Annotated in this window: 15 protein-coding genes, 1 tRNA gene and 1 pseudogene; 14 read left to right on the top strand and 3 right to left on the bottom strand. The window is 54.4% G+C overall.

The window, feature by feature from the left end:
* Window positions 1-14: 14 nt before the first annotated feature.
* On the bottom strand, window positions 15-1,064 hold the full coding sequence (queA, locus tag KGA83_RS28720; RefSeq protein WP_223531440.1) for a tRNA preQ1(34) S-adenosylmethionine ribosyltransferase-isomerase QueA: 1,050 nt from the start codon (window positions 1,062-1,064) through the stop codon (window positions 15-17).
* A gap of 108 nt (window positions 1,065-1,172) precedes the next feature.
* Between queA and KGA83_RS28715 the strand changes: the two genes are divergently transcribed.
* From KGA83_RS28715 to KGA83_RS28685, 7 genes are all read left to right on the top strand, one after another.
* Window positions 1,173-1,257: transfer RNA gene (locus KGA83_RS28715), tRNA-Leu, on the top strand.
* Between the two features lie 184 nt (window positions 1,258-1,441).
* Window positions 1,442-1,771 carry a hypothetical protein gene (locus KGA83_RS28710; protein ID WP_223531439.1) on the top strand — a complete coding sequence of 110 codons (330 nt, stop codon included), beginning with the start codon at window positions 1,442-1,444 and terminating at the stop codon, window positions 1,769-1,771.
* A gap of 419 nt (window positions 1,772-2,190) precedes the next feature.
* On the top strand, window positions 2,191-4,071 hold the full coding sequence (locus KGA83_RS28705) for an ATP-dependent nuclease (protein WP_223531438.1): 1,881 nt from the start codon (window positions 2,191-2,193) through the stop codon (window positions 4,069-4,071).
* A complete protein-coding gene (locus KGA83_RS28700; RefSeq protein ID WP_223531437.1) occupies window positions 4,068-5,957 on the top strand; it encodes an ATP-dependent helicase in 1,890 nt (629 codons plus the stop codon). Before KGA83_RS28705 ends, KGA83_RS28700 begins: the two co-directional genes overlap by 4 nt.
* Window positions 5,958-6,279: 322 nt before the next feature.
* Entirely contained in the window at window positions 6,280-7,137 is an 858-nt protein-coding gene (locus KGA83_RS28695; protein WP_223531436.1) for a hypothetical protein, read from the top strand.
* A gap of 479 nt (window positions 7,138-7,616) precedes the next feature.
* Window positions 7,617-7,928: a DUF3077 domain-containing protein gene (locus tag KGA83_RS28690; RefSeq protein WP_223531435.1), complete on the top strand. Its 312-nt coding sequence runs from the start codon at window positions 7,617-7,619 to the stop codon at window positions 7,926-7,928.
* Between the two features lie 303 nt (window positions 7,929-8,231).
* The gene (locus KGA83_RS28685) at window positions 8,232-8,540 is read left to right on the top strand and encodes a DUF3077 domain-containing protein (RefSeq protein ID WP_223531434.1); all 309 of its coding nucleotides are present in this window, start codon (window positions 8,232-8,234) and stop codon (window positions 8,538-8,540) included.
* Between the two features lie 447 nt (window positions 8,541-8,987).
* Here the strand turns inward: KGA83_RS28685 and KGA83_RS28680 are convergent, their stop codons facing one another.
* The gene (locus tag KGA83_RS28680) at window positions 8,988-10,115 is read right to left on the bottom strand and encodes an IS110 family transposase (RefSeq protein WP_223531433.1); all 1,128 of its coding nucleotides are present in this window, start codon (window positions 10,113-10,115) and stop codon (window positions 8,988-8,990) included.
* 558 nt (window positions 10,116-10,673) lie between these two features.
* Here KGA83_RS28680 and KGA83_RS28675 point away from each other — a divergent pair.
* Window positions 10,674-11,411 carry a hypothetical protein gene (locus KGA83_RS28675; RefSeq protein WP_177413288.1) on the top strand — a complete coding sequence of 246 codons (738 nt, stop codon included), beginning with the start codon at window positions 10,674-10,676 and terminating at the stop codon, window positions 11,409-11,411.
* Here the strand turns inward: KGA83_RS28675 and KGA83_RS28670 are convergent.
* Window positions 11,368-11,844, bottom strand: a complete 477-nt coding sequence (locus KGA83_RS28670) for a DUF488 family protein (RefSeq protein WP_223531432.1) — start codon at window positions 11,842-11,844, stop codon at window positions 11,368-11,370. The two genes, KGA83_RS28675 and KGA83_RS28670, sit on opposite strands and share 44 nt — an antisense overlap.
* Before the next feature lie 260 nt (window positions 11,845-12,104).
* Here KGA83_RS28670 and KGA83_RS28665 point away from each other — a divergent pair.
* From KGA83_RS28665 to KGA83_RS28640, 6 genes and pseudogenes are all read left to right on the top strand, one after another.
* Window positions 12,105-12,297: pseudogene (locus tag KGA83_RS28665) on the top strand (DUF3077 domain-containing protein); the annotation flags it as partial.
* Between the two features lie 315 nt (window positions 12,298-12,612).
* Window positions 12,613-13,053 (top strand): hypothetical protein, encoded by a 441-nt coding sequence (locus KGA83_RS28660; protein WP_223531431.1) that lies wholly within the window; start codon window positions 12,613-12,615, stop codon window positions 13,051-13,053.
* Between the two features lie 682 nt (window positions 13,054-13,735).
* On the top strand, window positions 13,736-14,212 hold the full coding sequence (locus KGA83_RS28655; protein WP_223531430.1) for a formate dehydrogenase subunit gamma: 477 nt from the start codon (window positions 13,736-13,738) through the stop codon (window positions 14,210-14,212).
* Window positions 14,209-15,771, top strand: coding sequence for a formate dehydrogenase beta subunit (locus KGA83_RS28650; RefSeq protein ID WP_223531429.1), 1,563 nt, complete (start codon window positions 14,209-14,211; stop codon window positions 15,769-15,771). The genes KGA83_RS28655 and KGA83_RS28650 overlap by 4 nt, the downstream gene beginning before the upstream one ends.
* The gene (fdhF, locus tag KGA83_RS28645; RefSeq protein ID WP_108218318.1) at window positions 15,768-18,650 is read left to right on the top strand and encodes a formate dehydrogenase subunit alpha; all 2,883 of its coding nucleotides are present in this window, start codon (window positions 15,768-15,770) and stop codon (window positions 18,648-18,650) included. Before KGA83_RS28650 ends, fdhF begins: the two co-directional genes overlap by 4 nt.
* Window positions 18,647-18,868 carry a formate dehydrogenase subunit delta gene (locus KGA83_RS28640; protein WP_108218317.1) on the top strand — a complete coding sequence of 74 codons (222 nt, stop codon included), beginning with the start codon at window positions 18,647-18,649 and terminating at the stop codon, window positions 18,866-18,868. Before fdhF ends, KGA83_RS28640 begins: the two co-directional genes overlap by 4 nt.
* The last annotated feature ends 169 nt before the right edge of the window (window positions 18,869-19,037 follow it).

Raw genomic sequence — 19,037 nt, 5'->3', positions numbered from 1 at the left:
GCGACTGGTGCGACTCATTCTGTTTCCTCTGGGCCACGTGGTGCGGGATTACGGGTGATAAACATCGCATCACCGTAGCTGAAAAAGCGGTATTCGTTGTCGACGGCGGCTTTATAGGCGGCCATGGTCTCGGGATAACCGGCGAACGCCGAAACCAGCATCAACAGCGTGGATTCGGGCAAATGGAAATTGGTGACCAGGGCATCGACCACATGGAACGGCCGGCCCGGGTAGATAAAAATGTCGGTGTCGCCGCTGAACGGCTTGAGCACGCCATCGCGGGCGGCGCTTTCCAGGGAACGCACGCTGGTGGTCCCCACGGCCACCACCCGGCCACCGCGAGCGCGGCAGGCGGCAACGGCATCGACCACGTCCTGGCCGACTTCCAGCCATTCGCTGTGCATGTGGTGGTCTTCGATCTTCTCCACGCGCACCGGCTGGAAAGTGCCAGCGCCGACGTGCAGGGTCACGAACGCGGTCTCGACGCCCTTGGCGGCAATCGCCTCCATCAACACCTGATCGAAATGCAGCCCCGCCGTCGGCGCCGCCACCGCGCCCAAACGCTCGGCGTAGACGGTCTGGTAACGCTCGCGGTCGGCGCCTTCATCCGGACGGTCTATATAAGGAGGCAACGGCATGTGCCCGACACGGTCGAGCAGCGGCAACACCTCCTCGGCGAACTTAAGCTCGAACAACGCATCGTGCCGCGCCAACATCTCGGCCTCGCCACCGCCGTCGATGAGGATCTTCGACCCCGGCTTGGGCGACTTGCTGGAACGCACATGGGCCAGCACGCGATGACTGTCGAGCACCCGCTCCACCAGGATTTCCAGCTTGCCGCCGGAAGCCTTCTGGCCAAACAGCCGCGCCGGAATCACCCGGGTATTGTTGAACACCATCAAGTCGCCGGGACGCAAAAGCTCCAGCAAATCAGTGAATTGACGGTGTGCCAGGGCGCCGCTGACCCCATCCAGGGTCAACAGGCGACTATTGCGCCGCTCGGCCAGCGGATGGCGGGCGATCAGCGAATCAGGGAGCTCGAAGGTAAAGTCAGCAACGCGCATGATGGGGTGTCGTCTAGCAGGGCCGGGAAGTCTAGCGGAAATATCAAAAATTCTCCATGTACCTGATTGACCAGCGGTTATCTCATCTCTATACTTCGCCGCCATTGAGCCCTGATGGCGGAATTGGTAGACGCGGCGGATTCAAAATCCGTTTTCGAAAGGAGTGGGAGTTCGAGTCTCCCTCGGGGCACCAAAATTAAGAAAGGTCTTGCTTTGCAAGGCCTTTTTTTTCGCCTATAGAAAAGCCACCACTGACACCCCGCTAACACTCTGCTGACAACGCGCCGACCTGTAGGAGCTGCCGAAGGCTGCGATCTTTTGATCCTGCTTCTCTTCTACCCTTCTCGCCGGAAGAACATTTCACAAGGATTCCCCCCATGGAATTGCACCTGGAAACCGTCGCCCTCTTCTCCCTCAAACTGGCTTATGAATCGGAAGATTCAAGCCCGATTTTGCGTGACGATCTGGTGATGGGTGACTACCAGCGGGATGTGTTTGAGTTGCTGGTGCGTCGGGGGGATGTTGAGACAATTCTGCAAAAAGTGGACGACTGTGTAGGATTAGCGATGGAGGCTCTAGGCGGCGCGGAAAAACCCCTTGGACGGGAGTTGAATAGATTGGCGGCTGATTTCAGCATTGCACAGACAATGGAGCAGCTTGATAACCCGCTAATTGCACTCAGGGATTATTTGAAAGCCATCCAGTAAGAATTCGATTGGGTGGCCGACTACCTCGATGTGGCTTGGGATGGGGCGGCAAACCTGCCATGGCGTTTCATCAACCATGCTATCCCCGAACAGGTGCCGAGGGAGTCCGGTTTGCCCCCCATCGCCTTGAAGGTGCAGCCCGGAATAACTAGCTTGCAGCCGATCACATCAGCGACGTCGTTATTCCAGATCGTGGCTGGTGCAATTTACTGCGACCAATTCGGGATAGGTACGAAACTGCTTGCGATGGGCTGTCGTAGCTAACTTCCATGCTTCAGAAACAAGAAGACCCGAACGTAATGCCGGACAAAGCCAGCACCAGAGGATCGGGCGCAGCTGGGATTTATGCGGTCGCAGCTTAATAGCCACGTCAATGCTTACGCGACCTGAGCCCCCCTTTTTGTCGACTTGTTGATGTCATGAATAAAGTAGTAGAGTCATGCGACCTAATGGGAGCGCCGGCAAAAATGGATATACAAGTCGACACAATTAGAATTAGTGGCTTTAGAGGTTTACGAAACATTGAGGTTTCACTCCCTAAAGTAGCCGTATTGATTGGCACCAACAACTCAGGCAAAACATCAATAATAAAGGCCTTCCAACTCGCTTTAGGCGACTACTCACGATACGTTGCCGAAGAAGACATTTATATTGCAGCAGATCAAACCAAAGCCAGCTTTATATTAGTAGATGTTAGAGTCATCGCCATTGACGACAAAGGTACAAGAGTTGAAAAATTTCCCGACGCGTGGATCGAGCATTTTGGAGATAATATACAATCCGAAGCAGACGGAAAACAGTTTGTCGCCATAAGAACCAAAAGCACTCCCAACTCAATAAAAGGTGGATTCGAGACTCTAAGAAGCACCCTTGATCGCTGGCCTGACGTAACAAATTGGGCAGATGAAAAACTCAGAAAAACGAAACTCGGCAATAAAAAATTCAACATCCCACTAATACCTATTGACGCTCAACGCGACATTCATCTCGAGCTCAGAGACAAATCCTCTTTTATCGGAAAAGTGCTAAGCAATATAAATTACAATGACAAAGATATTGCCACTCTAGAAGACATCATCAAAACAGCAAATGATGAAGCAGTTGCGAAAAGCCCAGAACTTCAAAATCTAAAAAAACACTTGGAGGGATTGAGCCAGTCCTTCAGTGGTTCCGGTAGCGCGGAAATCACTCCGCTACCTAAAAAAATCCGAGACTTATCAAAACACTTCTCTATCCACTTTGGCGAATCGGCGACCAACTCATTTTCTATGGAATACCATGGGATGGGAACTCGCAGCTGGGCATCAATGTTAACCGTCAAGTCCTTCTTGGATATGACAGCAGAAAAATATGCTAATGAAGCAGAGCCTTTTCTTCCTATACTTGCCGCAGAAGAACCTGAAGCACACCTTCATCCTAATGCGCAGAAAACCCTATACACCCAACTTGCAGATCCAAAGAGACAAGTCATAGTAAGCACTCACTCACCCTATCTAGCAGCTATGTGTAGCCAAGAAAACCTTCGGCATATAAGAAGAGCTGGGGATGAAGTTTATATTGACATGCTACGTCCTGACCTAGACCCAGAGGAGAAACGAAGACTTCAGCGGGAAGTCATACATTCTAGGGGCGAACTGCTATTCTCAAACGCCATAATACTTTGTGAAGGCGAGACGGAAGAACAAGCACTTCCAATCCTGTTCAAAAAATACTTCGACCATGACCCATTTGTTCTAGGCATCACTTTCATTGGTGTTGGGGGTTCGGGAAAAAAATACTTACCATTTTTGACTTTCGCTAAAGATTTTTCAATTCCCGTATTCGTGTTCAGCGATGGGGAAGCCGCAGCTGTCAAAGGCCTACAAAAGCATTATTCAGAGATTTTCCCTGGAGCAGACATTAGTAACGACGACCACATAACAATTCTTGACGGCACAGATTTTGAGGGCTACCTGCTAAATAACGGGTATAGGGACCTCATTGAGAAAGCAATTTTAGAATCAGATGGGAAAGACTTTATTAATGACTGGATTGGAACGAGAAACGGAGCTTTTCTGGGTAGAAAGAAAACTAACAAGCCTCCTTGCAAAGAATGCGCCCAACCTATATTTGAAGACCAGTTAAGGGATTACAAAGAAGAAGGAGGTCTAAATCGTGCTATCCTTGAAATCTTGGATTCAAGCAAAACCAAATACGCTCCGATGGTAGCTCAGGCCTTATGCACTTTGGATAACGACAAACTACCTCCCAAAGTCATAGAGTTCTTTGAAAAGATTAAAAACGGATGGACAACACGATGAACCTTTCCTCGAGTCAATCTCAAATAATACAGGCACCTTTAGGTCAGGCAATTCAGGTACTTGCATCAGCCGGCTCAGGAAAGACAAGAGTTCTCACGGAACGAGTCCGCCATATTGTACTTTCTACAAAAAAAGATCGAGTAATCGCCCTAACCTTCACAAACAAAGCAGCGGAAGAGATGTTGCAGCGCCTTACAGACTTGGAGGACGTTGAAGATCGCTGCTGGATATCTACCATACATTCGGTGGCCCAGAGGGTTATTAGTCAATATGGCCACACCATTGGACTACCAGCTGAGCTTCAAATTTTTGAAAGAGACCAAGACAGAAAGACAATCTTCCTCCAATCATTGCGCGAGAACGGAGTTGAAATAGACTCTTTCTTAGAGGTTGATGATGTCAACCTCAGAAAAAACCGCTCTCAGATAATCCAAAATTACATGGATAGATTCTCGATAATTAAAAGAGAACTACTAACTGAAGATGAAGTAAAAGCACGATATACCGAAGAAGGTTTTTGGGCCACATACAGCGCTTATCAGCAAGCGCTTATCGAAAGTGGCGGAATTGATTTTGATGACATACTAGTTTATGCGCACCGCATCCTAATGGAACAACCATGGTGCGCAGATATTTATAGAGCAAAATTCAAACATATTTGTGTAGACGAAGCCCAAGATCTCAATAGAGCTCAGTACGAGTTCATTAAAGCATTCTGTGGCGAACAAATAAAGAGCATATTCATGGTTGGCGACCCCAACCAAATGATTTACGGCTTCAATGGTTCATCAAATAAGTTTCTGTGCGATTTTTTCATCAAGGACTTTCTACCTCAGCGCTACACACTTACTGAAAACTACAGAAGCTCGCAGGCAGTTATTGAACTAGCAAATAAATTGAAACCTGGTTCCCAGGTAATTACAGACTTTGCATTAAAGGGCGATCAAAAAATTTTGGCCCTTGACGATGAAGATACTGAAGCGGAATGGATATGCCAGAGCATTAAAAACATTCTCTCTTTGGGTGAGCACCCCGAGATTGAGGGGCGTATCTCATTGAACAATATGGTTATTATTGCCAGGAATCGCTTCGTTTTTTTGACATTAGAAGAGAAACTCAAGACCAACACCATTCCCTTCTCGTTAAAAAAGGGCGAGCGCGGCGCGGAATCAAATTCCACGTTTGGAAAAGTTTTAGACCTAGGACTGCGCCTAAAATTAAATCCAAAAGACTGGGTTGATGGTAAAAAGTTATGTTCCACACTCAAGGTGTCACCTCCTACATCTTGGGGCGACGAGGGGATATTACTAGAGCTTTCTAACAAAGCACGCACAGCAGAAATACCTTTTTCAGACTTGCAGGCAGATCTTTTAGCAGCCATATATCAGCTAAAAACTGAAGCCCCGAACATACCTAAACTTTATTTAGCATTTCATAAAACACTAATAGAACTCGGCAAACAAGATACTCCCGAGAGAGATGAAGAAGTAGAAATTTCTTTGCTCGAACTTGAAGAACTTCGAGAAAGCTGGACACTATTCAGAAAAAAAGGACTAGGCGAGTCTCTTTTGGCGTTCAGAAATGCTATGGCGCTAGGTCAACTAAATGGCGAGTATGATCCTAAGGGACTGACTTTAAGTACGGTACACACTATGAAAGGCCTAGAAAAAGATATCGTTTTTCTAATGGGCATGTGCGAGGGAGTCTTCCCTGATTATCGTGCGAAGCTTCCTCACGAAATAGATGAAGAGCGCAACAGTGCGTTCGTTGCGGTTACAAGATCTAGGCGCTGGATATATATAACTTACCCTAAGCGTCGAAAAATGCCATGGGGGGATGTGAAAGCCCAGCAGCCCTCTCGCTTTATAACACAGATGACGAGTTAAGAAATCGGACAAAAACGGGGGACAGATTTATTGTTATTTAAACAATAAATCTGCCCCCCCCGTTTACTGCCGATACTCATCAAAAAATTGCAATTGAAGGATGTATTCTTTCAGCCAGGGCAACACCGTTAGCAATGGCTGCGGTCTTATTCCTAGCGAATACGAAACACCACACAAACACCGTTATGATTGGGCAGTGTAGCTTTATGACTCCGCCGGCCCCATCCGAACCAATGGTTCCGGACAGCTACTACCCCCTCGCTTACGGAAAGTTGCAAACCGAAGACACTTATCAATAACAACTCTATAAAAAGGAATATACGTGACTCTAGTAGTTGGTTGGGTTAGGACAACAGCACAAGGTGCCCAAGAGCTCGTTTTTGCCTCAGACAGCAGACTTAGTGGTGGAGGCTCATTAGATTGTTGCCCAAAAATAATTCAACTTCCTAGGGGGGATAGTATTTTAGCTTTCTCTGGGGACACGTATTTTGCCTACCCCATACTACATCAGATAAGTGAATCCATTAGCTCCTTCCGCCCATTAGCTGACGGGGTTGTAGATTACGTTCATTTAAGACACCACATTCTAAACATAATGAATGGGATGTATTCACAATTCAGTGCTTACGTCAAAGGCTTTGAAAACCCTGACACAGGCTTTTTACTAGGAGGATACTCTTGGTTCCACAAAGAATTTCACATCGATAAAATCTCATTCAGAAAGAGTGATAACAAATTTGTTTATCGCCCATGCGTCAAAGGCATTGGAAATTTCGGGAAGGTTCTTTTTTCCGGAGACTGGGATAGAACAGCCTACAAAAAACTTTTAGATTTACTCAAACAAAGGCATGGCCATGAAGCTGTATCAAAAGAAAGCACTTTCAAACAAGCTTTCCACATGGAGCCATTTGAGGTATTAAGAGATTGCCTTAGAGAGACTGGACCTACTGACAGTATTGGCGGATCGCCGCAATTAGTAGCAGTGGCGCAGCACATGAACTCCAGACAGACTGCAATTTATTGGCCAAACAAAGAAAGTGGCCGAGTATTTCTTGGAGGTAGACCAATCTTTGATTATGAAAAAATCGATAGCTGGATAATGGATCCAGACACATTTGAGAAAGACCACCAAACTATACAAGTCAACAAGTTTTCTAGCTCGTTGGAACCCATAGGGTGATGGGAAAGTCTTTCGCGAGAGTTCGGTCGAGGGATAGCTTTAACTTCTGCGCCAGCTCAATCCCTGTCATTTCAGAGTAAAAGAACTTGTACTGGTCTTTTTCTGGAGGTTGCGGAAGGCTGGTCAGCGCGCTACCCTCCCACCGTCGCTGCCAATTCAGCGACCGGGTGTGGAAACCCGTGTAACTCAAGGCGCAACAGCGCCCCATCATGTCTGCCGGCGCTTTTTTTATGCCTGCGGCGTGAGTTATGGCGGCTGTGCGTGGGACGTCTTCGGGCGTACCGGTTTCCTTGATTCCCGGTTTTCCACCCTGCGCACAGCTGTCACCCATTCGTGTGGAAACGAACGTGGCAGCTCCTCATATCAAGGAGTTGGATAATGCGCAGTATCAATCCGTTTGAAATTTGGCTTTCCCCTCTATGCAATTCCCAATCACGTAATGCCCTCCCCCATTGCCTCTCCATCCTCGGAGGTGGCCAATGACTGAACAACCTGATATCAAAACCATTGGCCTGACGCCCGCCATCTACTGCGCGGATCAAGCACTGTTCCATGTCACGCGTGACGTTCCCCTCGGGGATGCGTTGGCGATGGCTTCTGATTTTCTGTTTCTGGCCAAGGCGCTGAGTAAGGATGCGGCTTATGCCAGGGACACGGATTATCACGCTTGGGCAGCGCATTATTTGACTTCGATGAGCAAGGCATTGGTGGATGATGCGGTGAAGGTGCTTACGCGGGATCGTACTTCCGCAATGACACCTAAGCAGACGACAGCGAAATCCGAAGGATAGCGCCTGAGAAGCGATGAGCCTCGAGTAATTCGGGGCTTACAATTACGCAGCGCTCAACAAAATCAGGTATGTACGCAACGGCGTATGAGAAGCTGGAGCAGTCAACTTCCATGCTCCAGAAACAAGAAGGCCCGAACGTAATGCCGGACTGAGCCAGCACCAGAGGATCGGGCGCGATTGACGTCAATGCTGCCGCAGCCAAATTACCAAGTCAATGTGTACGAAACTTGGCTTTTCCTTTCACACAACTTCCAATCGCGTAACCCCCTCCCCCCATTGCCTCTCCATCCTCGGAGGTGGCCAATGACTGAACAAACTGAACTCAAAACCATCGGCCTGACGCCCGCCATCTACTGCGCGGATCAAGCGCTGTTTCATGTCACTCGCGGCGTTCCTCTCGGCGATGCGTTGTCCATGGCTTCCGATTTTCTGTTCCTGGCCAAGACGCTCACTGAAGATTCTGCTTATGCCACAGACACTGACCGTCACGCCTGGGCTGCGCATTATCTGACTTCGATGAGTAAGGCGTTGGTGGATGATGCGGTGAAGGTGCTGACGCGGGATCGGACGGTTGCGCCGATGTCCAGGCGGGCGGCTGAGGCTGAAGGGTAGGTTCTGGTTTTTAGGCGACAGGCATGTCGTTTGTAGGGACGCCCATTAGCCGGTCTCAAGTCAAGGCTAAAAGCCCACTCGCCCTGCAGCCTTTAACTGCAGGGTTTCCCATTATCTCAACCTGACTGGTTGAACCCGTCGAACCCGTTTCCTCATCATTGGCTACGACCGAGTCGTGCCTGACACCCATGTGGATCAAGCGGTGGCGCTACAGCCAGCACCGCCCTGGCAGTCAACTGCCCCAGAGAAACGTTGGTGCCGCCAATGTGTCCAAAACGTGTCACAGAACTGTGGCTCGTGCAAAAAAAACCCGTCCAGTCCCGGCGGGCTCACTTGGCAGACGACCCGGTTACCACCCACGCAGGCGGTGACAGCCGACCGCCACTCAGATTTTGTGGTTCACGCCCAGTCCCTTTTTGGTTGATCGGCCATCACCTTAACTCGCCTTCAGGCGAAACAGCGCCTGGCATCAAAAGGCTGTTTCTCCTTCAGGATGTGATAACTCGCCCGCGCCAGTTTGTGCGCCAGCGCTTTGGTGGCAACCACGGCATTGGTCTTGGCTTTCTTTTTCTCGAAAAAACGTCGGGCGTCCTCGCTGAAGCGCCGCGCAAAATTCGCCGCTTCGATAAAGGCCCAGATCAAGTAAGCGTTGCCGTTCTTGGTGTTGCCTTCGCCCTTTTTCTTGCCGTTGGAGTAATGCGCACTCTTTACGCAGCGGGCATACGAGGCGAAGTTGCCGACGTCGGCAAAGCGCTCAATATCGCCCGTTTCCAGCATGATGACCGTGGCCAGTACTTCGCCCACTCCAGGCATCGTTTTTAATAAAGCAAACTCTGGGCGCAGGCTGGCGTCCTGCAGCAAGCGGGCCTCAAGAACATCAATCTGAGCCTGCAACGCCTGGACGATGGCGACATTGGCTTTCATCGCCAGCGCCGCAGGCGTGGGCAGGCCCAGCCTGTCCACGCCTGTGGCTGACAGCCCTTTGACTTCGTTGCAACTCAATCGCTGGCCAAACTGGCGCGCCATGATGTTTTCGGCGGCCAGAATGTGCTGAGTCCGGTTGCGCACCAACTGAATACGTTTGCGCGCCAAATCGCGCAGAGCCCGTTCTTGCGGCGGGTGGATATAGCCAGTCGGCAAGATCCCCAGCCGCAACAACTGCGCGAGGAACGCCGCATCATCCTGATCGTCGGAATGCTTTAAACCGTTGTAGCGTTGCATCGCCACCGGGTTGGCCAGTTTGACCTCGAAGCCGGCCGTCTTGAGGCCATCGACCAGCCAGTACCAGTTGTAGGTCGACTCGACCACGACACCGAGCAGTTCGGCACGGTGCGGTTCGAGTAGCGGGAGAATCTGCGTCAGCTCATTGGGGCAGCGCCGACTGACCAGGACCCGGTCCGTTTCGTCGGTAACCACCACCACACTGTTGTTCGAATGCAGGTCTATGCCACAGAATTTCATCACGGCCTCCTCACAGCAAAAGTCTAAGTTCGCACCTTGAATTTTGCGCCACCTCCGTGAGGTGGGGAGGCCGGCCAGATGATTCTCAGGTTTGGTTGCGGGAGGCTTGGGCATTCAATGAGTTGGTGGTTGCCTTGGGTTTTTCGCGAGCAAGCTCGCTCCTACAGGGGATTGGCTTGGGCAACTTTCATGTTTCATGAACAAGAAGGCCCGAACGTAATGCCGGACCGAGCCAGCAAAAAAGGATCGGGCGCGATTGGGATTGATGCTGTCGGAGCCTGGTGAACATGTCGACGTCAACTTCACATGGAACGCGGGTATGTGGCGACATCCAAGCGGACGGCGCCGCCGGCTGGAGGAAGCGGCCAGCTTCCAGCAGTTATCTGATTTCAGCCGGGCGCAAACAATGTAGCAGCTTGGTACACCGGTTATCGTGCTGAGGATTCTTAAAAAATCCAATGAGTAAATCGAGACATATGGAGTAACAGTAAGACCAGTCTGCTCATACTGCCAAATACAACTGACAACTGTTCATCTCCCCAATGCCTAGGTAGAGTTCAAAAAAGCCAAAAGGATCTGGTCAGAATGCGACGGAAAGCTCGAATACTTGTACTCTGCAAGACATATCCATCACCCAGCGCTAGATATTCCGAAACGTCCTGCGTCGCAGGTATGGACGAACACGGCAACCTAATACGCCTTTACCCTGTTCCATTTCGCCTGGTCACTGAAGATCAACAGTTCGCGAAATGGCAATGGATTGAGGCCTTCATTGATAGAAGCCCGGCAGACAGAAGACCCGAAAGCCACAAGATCGGGGTAGACACTATTTCTGTAGGTACAAGGCTACCAGCGGGCGACTGGAAAGAACGACGCACGTTTTTGGATAAGCTGACCATCTACGACAGCTTTGATGAGTTAGAGAACGCGCGACTGAGTAACAATGTCACCCTGGGCCTAGTCAGGCCTGCACGCATAGCCGCACTACATATTCGTAAGGCAGCATCAGAAGAATGGACACCTCAGGAAATCGAAAAACTGGAGCATCTACAGCGACAGCCGAACCTTTTCGATGAGCAGCAGGAACGAGCAAGCATAAAACGACTGGAGAAAGTCCCATTCGACTTCCACTACACATACGAATGCTTAGTCGATGGAGAGCTCAAATCCTATACCCACAAGATCGTGGACTGGGAAATCAGCCAACTTTACAGGAACGTTCGTCGTCGACATGGCGCAGAAGGCTGGGAAACTCCGTTTCGACAAAAGCTGGAAATCGAGCTCCCAAGTAAAGACCTTATGCTGTTGATGGGAACTATCCACCGATTCCCGGGGCAGTGGCTGATTGTTAGCCTCGTCTACCCGCCTAAGCTACAGCATGAAACAGATCCGCAAATTTCTCTATTTTGATTGGAAGATGTTTGGCTTGCAGCGAGCTTTCCAACTCTTGGGCGGCTTCCGCAATCAGGCTTCGATGGCAAAAGCTTGCATCAGCCTCATAGCAGACCATGCAAATGCGCTGTTCTGCGACGCTGGAGACGAGGCTACTTAGCACTGAGGCCTGGGTTCGGATGTAGGCTCGGAAGTCGCGAGAGTACACAGACCAATCACCATCTTCTTTGTACCGATTCCGTATTGGTTTTGGGCATCCGAGTGGTGGGCTGTGCTCATACGAAATGCCTGCAGCAGCCAGGCACTCAGCAAAGGCCTTCTTGGAAAAACCCTTTTTACGAGAGAGCGGATACTCCCGAACATCAAGCACCTTGTCGATCTGGGCCTGTTTGAGTCGCGCGATGAAAGCGTCGATCGTGAGCCCTTCGTAGCCCGCGGTGTAGATGGTCATAAGTATTCTCCTTGTGCTTCCGTGCGCAATCGAAGCTAAAAAACGCGGCGGACTATAGCATCCGCCGCAGGTTGTCGCCCGATGCTGTGATGAGCGGAGCCCTTCTACGATGCCAGAACATAGCAGCAAGAAAGCCACTGCTTCCTATCTAAAAACTAAATCTACATGTAACGGCCCACCCTCGAATCTCCTTCACTGCTTCTCCCTCCTCGGAGCCGGGCAATGACCGAACAATCCGGATACAACCATCGGCCTGACATGCGTTGGCTATGGCTTCTGATTTTCAGTTTCTCACCGAAGCGCTACGCCAGACACAACGACCGCCACGCCCGAACTGCGCATTATTTGACCGCGATGAGCAAGGCATTGGTGGATGATGCGGTGAAGGTGCTGATGCGGGATCGGGCTTGTGCGCCGGCATCTGCGCAGGCGACGTCGAGGTCTGCGGGATAGTGGTCGGGACTGTCGTGTAGCTGCTGTCATGGACGTCAGGCATGACGCGTTGGAAGGCGGGTTTGGTTGGGGAGAGCGAGGGTATTCAGCGGGAATGTGGATGCCTTGCGTTTTTCGCGAGCAAGCTCGCTCCTACAGGGTGGGTGGTCTCACGGGAGTGGGGTGTTGGCCGGAGTTTTGAACAGCGCCCGTTTACGCAACTACAACCCAATGGCCATTGGACCGACCATCCGAATAACCTCAGGATTTGTACAGCTGACTAAAATTCAGTGGGGGATCTTTTCAACGAGCCCTTACAAGGCGGGAGGTTTTACGATGAAAGTCGTAACTTCGCTGGCGTTGATGGTAGTGGCTGGATGGATCTGCGTGGTTGGTGCAGCCCCGAAGCAAATCGTTGCCGTTCCCTTGAATGCAACTACTCACAATGCCGGGCATATCGCTCAGGCCATTCTGACCCCCTTGAGCAGTAGTGAGACGGCGCTCTCGTTGTTCGTGGGTGGTATACCCAATGGCACTGCAATTCCGGCGCACTTGTATACCTATATCTACTCGGGAAGCTGCGCCAGGCACGAGCCCAAGCCGGCCTATTCACTCAATCGCATCGTGGCCGACAACTTCAACGAGCAGGCGGGGATCCAACTCTGGAAGAGCGTGCCCCTGGCTTATGACTCGCTGCGGTCCGGCGGATATGCGTTGGTGATGCGGACGAGCCCGGCCGATGGGAATCCCGATATTTTCTGTGGTGAGCTTGGTTAAGGGTTTTCCCCCGCTTCCATGCGTAGCGTGGGGGCGGGGGAATATCCCACTCAGGTTGTTTGCAGTATGACGGTGGTCATTCAACAGTAGATGTTGGTTGCCTTGCGTTTTTCGCGAGCAAGCTTGCTCCTACAGGGGGTTGGGTTTCAGTTCTGATTTTTGTGGCGGCTGGGCTGGCGCTATCGCGAGCAAGCTCGCTCCCACAGGGGGGCTTTGTGTGTTTTGTGGGATTTGGGATTAGCCCCAGGGGTTCGGGGCTTTTGATTGCTTGGGCTCGAAGTAAATGCTGGGGAATCGGTTTTGAGATTTCCGGCATCCGGGTGCTTCCAGTGGGCTTGATCGTCACCTTCTCCACAGGCAATCCACTGTGCATAACTTCTGCAACCGCCCCCTCTGGCACGGCGTCTCCACCCTCATTCTTCCAGACTCGATACAAGGTCGTAGACAGAACCGAACACGTCGCTCTGGTGCAGCCGTTTCAAGGGCCGCGTGGCAATCTGGCTTTTATGCCCCTTTAGAGGTGCGGCGAAGACCGTGCCGGGCACAACAAGATGCCCGCTCAGGGTGCCCTGGCCGACGGTTTGTAGATGCCACGATACCGTGACGTGGTGTAAATGCCGCAGCCGACACTTTCGGACAACCGACAACCACCTGGTTTGTCCGTGACTGTGAGGATTGCTGAATGCCTGATGAGATGTTGCACCTGCCTGTGGTCAACAGTCTGCTGGAGCGCCATAAGGGCACCCCGGGTGCGCTGTTGCCTATTCTTCATGATATTCAGGAGCGTATCGGTTACGTCCCCGATGTCGCCGTCCCCGAGATTGCCCATGCCCTCAACCTGAGCCAGGCCGAGGTTCGCGGGGTGATCAGTTTTTACCATGATTTCCGTACCGCGCCGCCGGCGCGGCATATCCTGCGTCTGTGCCGGGCCGAGTCGTGCCAGAGCCGTGGCGCCGAGCAGCTTGCCGCGCAGTTGCGCGAGCGCCTGCAACTGGATGATCACGGCAGCAGCGCCGATGGCAGCATCAGCTTGCGTCCGGTGTATTGCCTGGGTGCCTGTGCCTGTTCGCCCGCTCTGGAGCTGGATGGCCGGGTGCATGCGCGGCTCAGTGCCGAGCGTCTGGATGCCTTGCTCGACGCTTGCCGGGAGGACGCATGATGCCGACGCTCTATCTGCCCTGTGATTCTCTTGCCCGTGCCGTGGGTGCCGATGAGGTCGCTGTGGCCCTGATCACGCTGGCTCAGGAACGCAATCTGCCGCTGGAGCTGCAGCGCACCAGTTCGCGCGGTCTGTATTGGCTGGAACCGCTGCTGGAAGTGGACAGCCCGCAAGGTCGTATCGGCTTCGGCCCGCTGACGGCGGCCGATGTGCCGTCAGTGCTCGATGCCTTGCAAGCCGAGCCGTCCGCGCATCCGCTGGCCTTGGGCCTGGTGGAAGAGTTGCCTTATCTGAAGTCTCAACAACGCCTGCTGTTCGCCCGCGCCGGCATCACCCGGCCGCTGTCTCTGGAGGATTACCGGGCCCACGGCGGTTTCGAGGGTCTGACCCAGGCCATTGCCATTGGCGGCGAGCAGACCGCGACAGCGGTATTCGATTCGGGCCTGCGTGGCCGTGGCGGCGCGGCTTTCCCGGCCGGGATCAAGTGGCGCACGGTGCGCGGCACTCAGGCTGCGCAAAAGTACATCGTATGCAACGCCGACGAAGGCGACTCCGGCACTTTTGCCGATCGCATGCTGATGGAAGGCGACCCCTTCCTGCTGATCGAAGGCATGGCGATTGCCGGCATTACGGTCGGCGCCACCTTCGGCTACATCTATGTGCGCTCGGAATATCCGGATTCAGTGACCACGCTGCGTGCAGCGTTGAACATCGCCCGAGAAGCCGGTTTCCTCGGCGCCAATGTCGGCGGCAGCGGCCAGGCCTTCGATATGGAAGTGCGCGTCGGTGCCGGTGCCTACATCTGCGGTGAAGAAACCGCGCTGCTGGACTCCCTTGAAGGCAAGCGCGGGATCGTCCGCGCCAAGCCGCCGATTCCAGCGTTGCAGGGTTTGTTCGGCCTGCCGACCCTGGTGCACAACGTGCTGACTTTGGCCTCGGTGCCGCTGATTCTGGCCAAGGGCGCGCAGTTCTATCGCGATTACGGCATGGGCCGTTCCCTGGGCACCATGCCCTTCCAGTTGGCGGGCAATGTGCGTCACGGCGGCTTGGTGGAACGGGCCTTTGGCCTGACCTTGCGCGAACTGGTGGAAGACTACGGTGGCGGGACCGCCAGTGGCCGGCCGTTGAAGGCGGCACAGGTGGGCGGCCCGCTTGGCGCCTGGGTGCCGCCTTCGCAATTCGACACGCCGCTGGATTACGAAGCCTTTATGGCCATCGGCGCGATGCTCGGTCACGGTGGTGTGGTGGTGGCTGACGAGACCCTGGACATGGCCCGCATGGCACGCTTCGCCATGCAGTTCTGCGCCGAGGAATCCTGTGGCAAATGCACGCCTTGCCGTATCGGTTCAACCCGTGGCGTCGAGGTGATCGACCGCCTGCTGGCCGCTCCCGACCAGAGCGGTCGTGATGAGCAGGTGATCATCCTCAAGGACCTGTGCGACACCCTGCAATACGGTTCGCTGTGCGCGTTGGGCGGCATGACGTCTTATCCCGTGGCCAGCGCCCTCAAGCACTTCCCCGCTGACTTCGGTCTGCAAGCCTCGGAGGCCGAACAATGATCACTCTCTTCGACCCGAAAACCGATATCGACCTCGGTACGCCAGCCCGCAACAGCCAGGTGCAAGTCACCCTGAACATTGACGGCCGCAGCATCAGCGTGCCCGAAGGCACCTCGGTGATGCACGCCGCCGCGCTGCTGGGCACGACTATTCCCAAACTCTGTGCCACCGACAGCCTGGAACCTTTTGGCTCCTGCCGCATGTGCCTGGTGGAGATCGACGGCATGCGCGGTTATCCGGCGTCCTGCACCACGCCGGTCACCGAAGGCATGAGCGTGCACACCCAGACGCCAAAGCTCGCGACCCTGCGCCGTAACGTCATGGAGCTGTACATCTCCGATCACCCGCTGGACTGCCTGACCTGCTCGGCCAACGGCAACTGCGAGCTGCAAACCGTGGCCGGTCAGGTCGGCCTGCGGGAAGTGCGTTATGGCTATGAAGGCGAGAACCATCTGGAGGACGTGAAAGACACCTCCAACCCCTATTTCGACTACGACCCGAGCAAGTGCATCGTCTGCAACCGCTGCGTGCGCGCCTGCGAAGAAACCCAGGGCACCTTTGCCCTGACCATTACCGGGCGCGGTTTCGAATCCCGGGTTGCGGCCGCCGGCGGCGAGAACTTCCTCGACTCTGAATGCGTGTCCTGCGGCGCCTGTGTGCAAGCCTGCCCCACCGCGACCCTGATGGAAAAAAGCGTGGTCGAACTGGGCCAGCCCGAACGCAGCGTGATCACCACCTGCGCCTATTGCGGCGTGGGCTGCTCGTTCCGTGCCGAGATGAAAGGCGACCAACTGGTGCGCATGGTTCCGGACAAGAACGGCCAGGCCAACCACGGCCACTCCTGCGTCAAGGGGCGCTTCGCCTGGGGCTACGCCACCCACCCGGATCGCATCACCAAGCCGATGATCCGCAAGCACATCAGCGACCCGTGGCAGGAAGTCAGCTGGGATGAAGCGGTGACCTACGCCGCCAGCGAATTCCGCCGCCTGCAGCAAAAATATGGTCGCGACTCCATCGGTGGCATCACCTCCAGCCGCTGCACCAACGAAGAAACCTATCTGGTGCAAAAACTGGTGCGCGCCGCGTTCGGCAACAACAACGTCGACACCTGTGCGCGAGTCTGCCACTCGCCGACCGGCTATGGCCTGAAGCAGACCCTTGGCGAGTCCGCCGGCACCCAGAGTTTCGACTCGGTGATGCAGGCCGATGTGATCCTGGTGATAGGCGCCAACCCCAGCGACGCCCACCCGGTGTTCGCCTCCCAGCTCAAACGCCGTCTGCGTGAAGGCGCGCGGCTGATCGTCATCGACCCACGACGCATCGATCTGGTGGATACGGTGCATGCCCGCGCCGAGTATCACCTGGCCCTGCGCCCCGGCACTAACGTTGCCATGCTCAACGCCCTGGCCCACGTGATTGTCACCGAAGGCTTGCTCAACCAGGCCTTTATCGACGCCCGTTGCGAGGGTAGCGATTTCGCGATCTGGAGTGAATTCGTCAGCCGTGCGGAAAACTCGCCGGAAGCCCTTGGCCCTGTCTGCGGTGTACCCGCTGCCGACATCCGTGCCGCTGCGCGCCTGTATGCCACCGGCGGCAACGCGGCGATCTACTACGGCCTTGGCGTCACCGAACACAGCCAGGGCAGCACCTCGGTGATGGGTATTGCCAACCTCGCCATGGCCACCGGCAACATCGGTCGCGAAGGCGTGGGCGTGAACCCGCTGCGCGGGCAGAACAACGTGCAGGGCTCCTGCGACATGGGTTCCTTCCCCCACGAGCTGCCCGGTTACCGGCATGTTTCCAACGAAACGGTACGGGCGCAGTTCGAACAAGCCTGGAACGTCACCCTGCAACCCGATCCGGGCCTGCGCATCCCCAACATGTTCGAGTCGGCCCTGACCGGCAGCTTCAAGGGCCTGTATTGCCAGGGCGAAGACATCGCCCAGAGCGACCCCAATACCCAGCACGTCACCGCGGCTCTGTCGGCCATGGAGTGCATCGTGGTGCAGGACATTTTCCTCAACGAAACCGCCAAGTTCGCCCACGTGTTCCTGCCGGGCTGCTCGTTCCTGGAAAAAGACGGCACCTTCACCAACGCCGAACGACGCATCTCCCGCGTGCGCAAAGTCATGGAGCCGCTGGGCGGCAAGGCCGACTGGGAAGGCACCGTAGCCCTGGCCAATGCCCTGGGTTACCCGATGAATTACCAGCACCCGTCGCAAATCATGGATGAAATCGCCAGCCTGACGCCGACTTTCACCAACGTCAGCTACGCGGAACTTGAGCGCCATGGCAGCCTGCAATGGCCGTGCAACGCCGAGGCACCGGATGGCACGCCAACCATGCACATCGAAGAATTCGTGCGTGGCAAGGGGCGCTTCATGCTCACCGGTTACGTGCCCACCGAGGAAAAGGTCAACAGTCGCTATCCGCTGCTGCTGACCACCGGGCGCATCCTCAGCCAGTACAACGTCGGCGCCCAGACCCGGCGCACCGACAACGTCGCCTGGCATGACGAAGATCGCCTGGAAATCCACCCGAGCGACGCCGAGAGCCGTGGCATCAACGAAGGTGACTGGGTCGGCATCGGCAGCCGCGCCGGCCAGACCGTGCTACGTGCGCGGATTACCGAACGGGTCGCCCCGGGCGTGGTGTACACCACCTTCCACTTCCCGGAATCGGGGGCCAACGTCATCACCACCGACAACTCCGACTGGGCCACCAACTGTCCGGAGTACAAGGTCACCGCCGTGGAAGTCAGCCGCGTCTACCACCCTTCGGAGTGGCAAAAACGCTTCCAGGAGTTCAGCGATGAACAACAGCGTCTGCTCGACGCACGTCGCCAGGCACGCGGGACCAAAGCCGAGGTACGCCGATGAGTACTGACAACCTGATCAAGATGGCCAACCAGATTGCCCAGTACTTTGCCAGCCAGCCGGACCAGCAACAGGCAGTGCTCGGCGTGCGCAATCATATGCAGTTGTACTGGGCGCCGAGCATGCGCAGGGAATTGCAGGCCTGGCAGACGGAACATCAGGGGGCGGACCTGCACCCTTTGGTGCAGGCGGCGGTGACTGGGGCGGGTTGGGAGGCTTAGGCATTGCACCCTTGGCCTGAGGGCTGAAGGACCTGTAGGAGCGAGCTTGCTCGCGAAGCACTCAAGGACACCGCGCTTATCCAGAATTTGCGCGTTATCGTTGACGACCATCGCGAGCAAGCTCGCTCCTACAGTGAAGCTCTCAACGACACCGCGTTTATCCAGAATT

This window comes from Pseudomonas sp. GL-R-19 (assembly GCF_019956375.1).
GTDB lineage: Bacteria > Pseudomonadota > Gammaproteobacteria > Pseudomonadales > Pseudomonadaceae > Aquipseudomonas.
The sequence above is the reverse complement of the archived record's forward strand: the minus strand, read 5'-3'. Positions and strand labels throughout refer to the sequence as shown.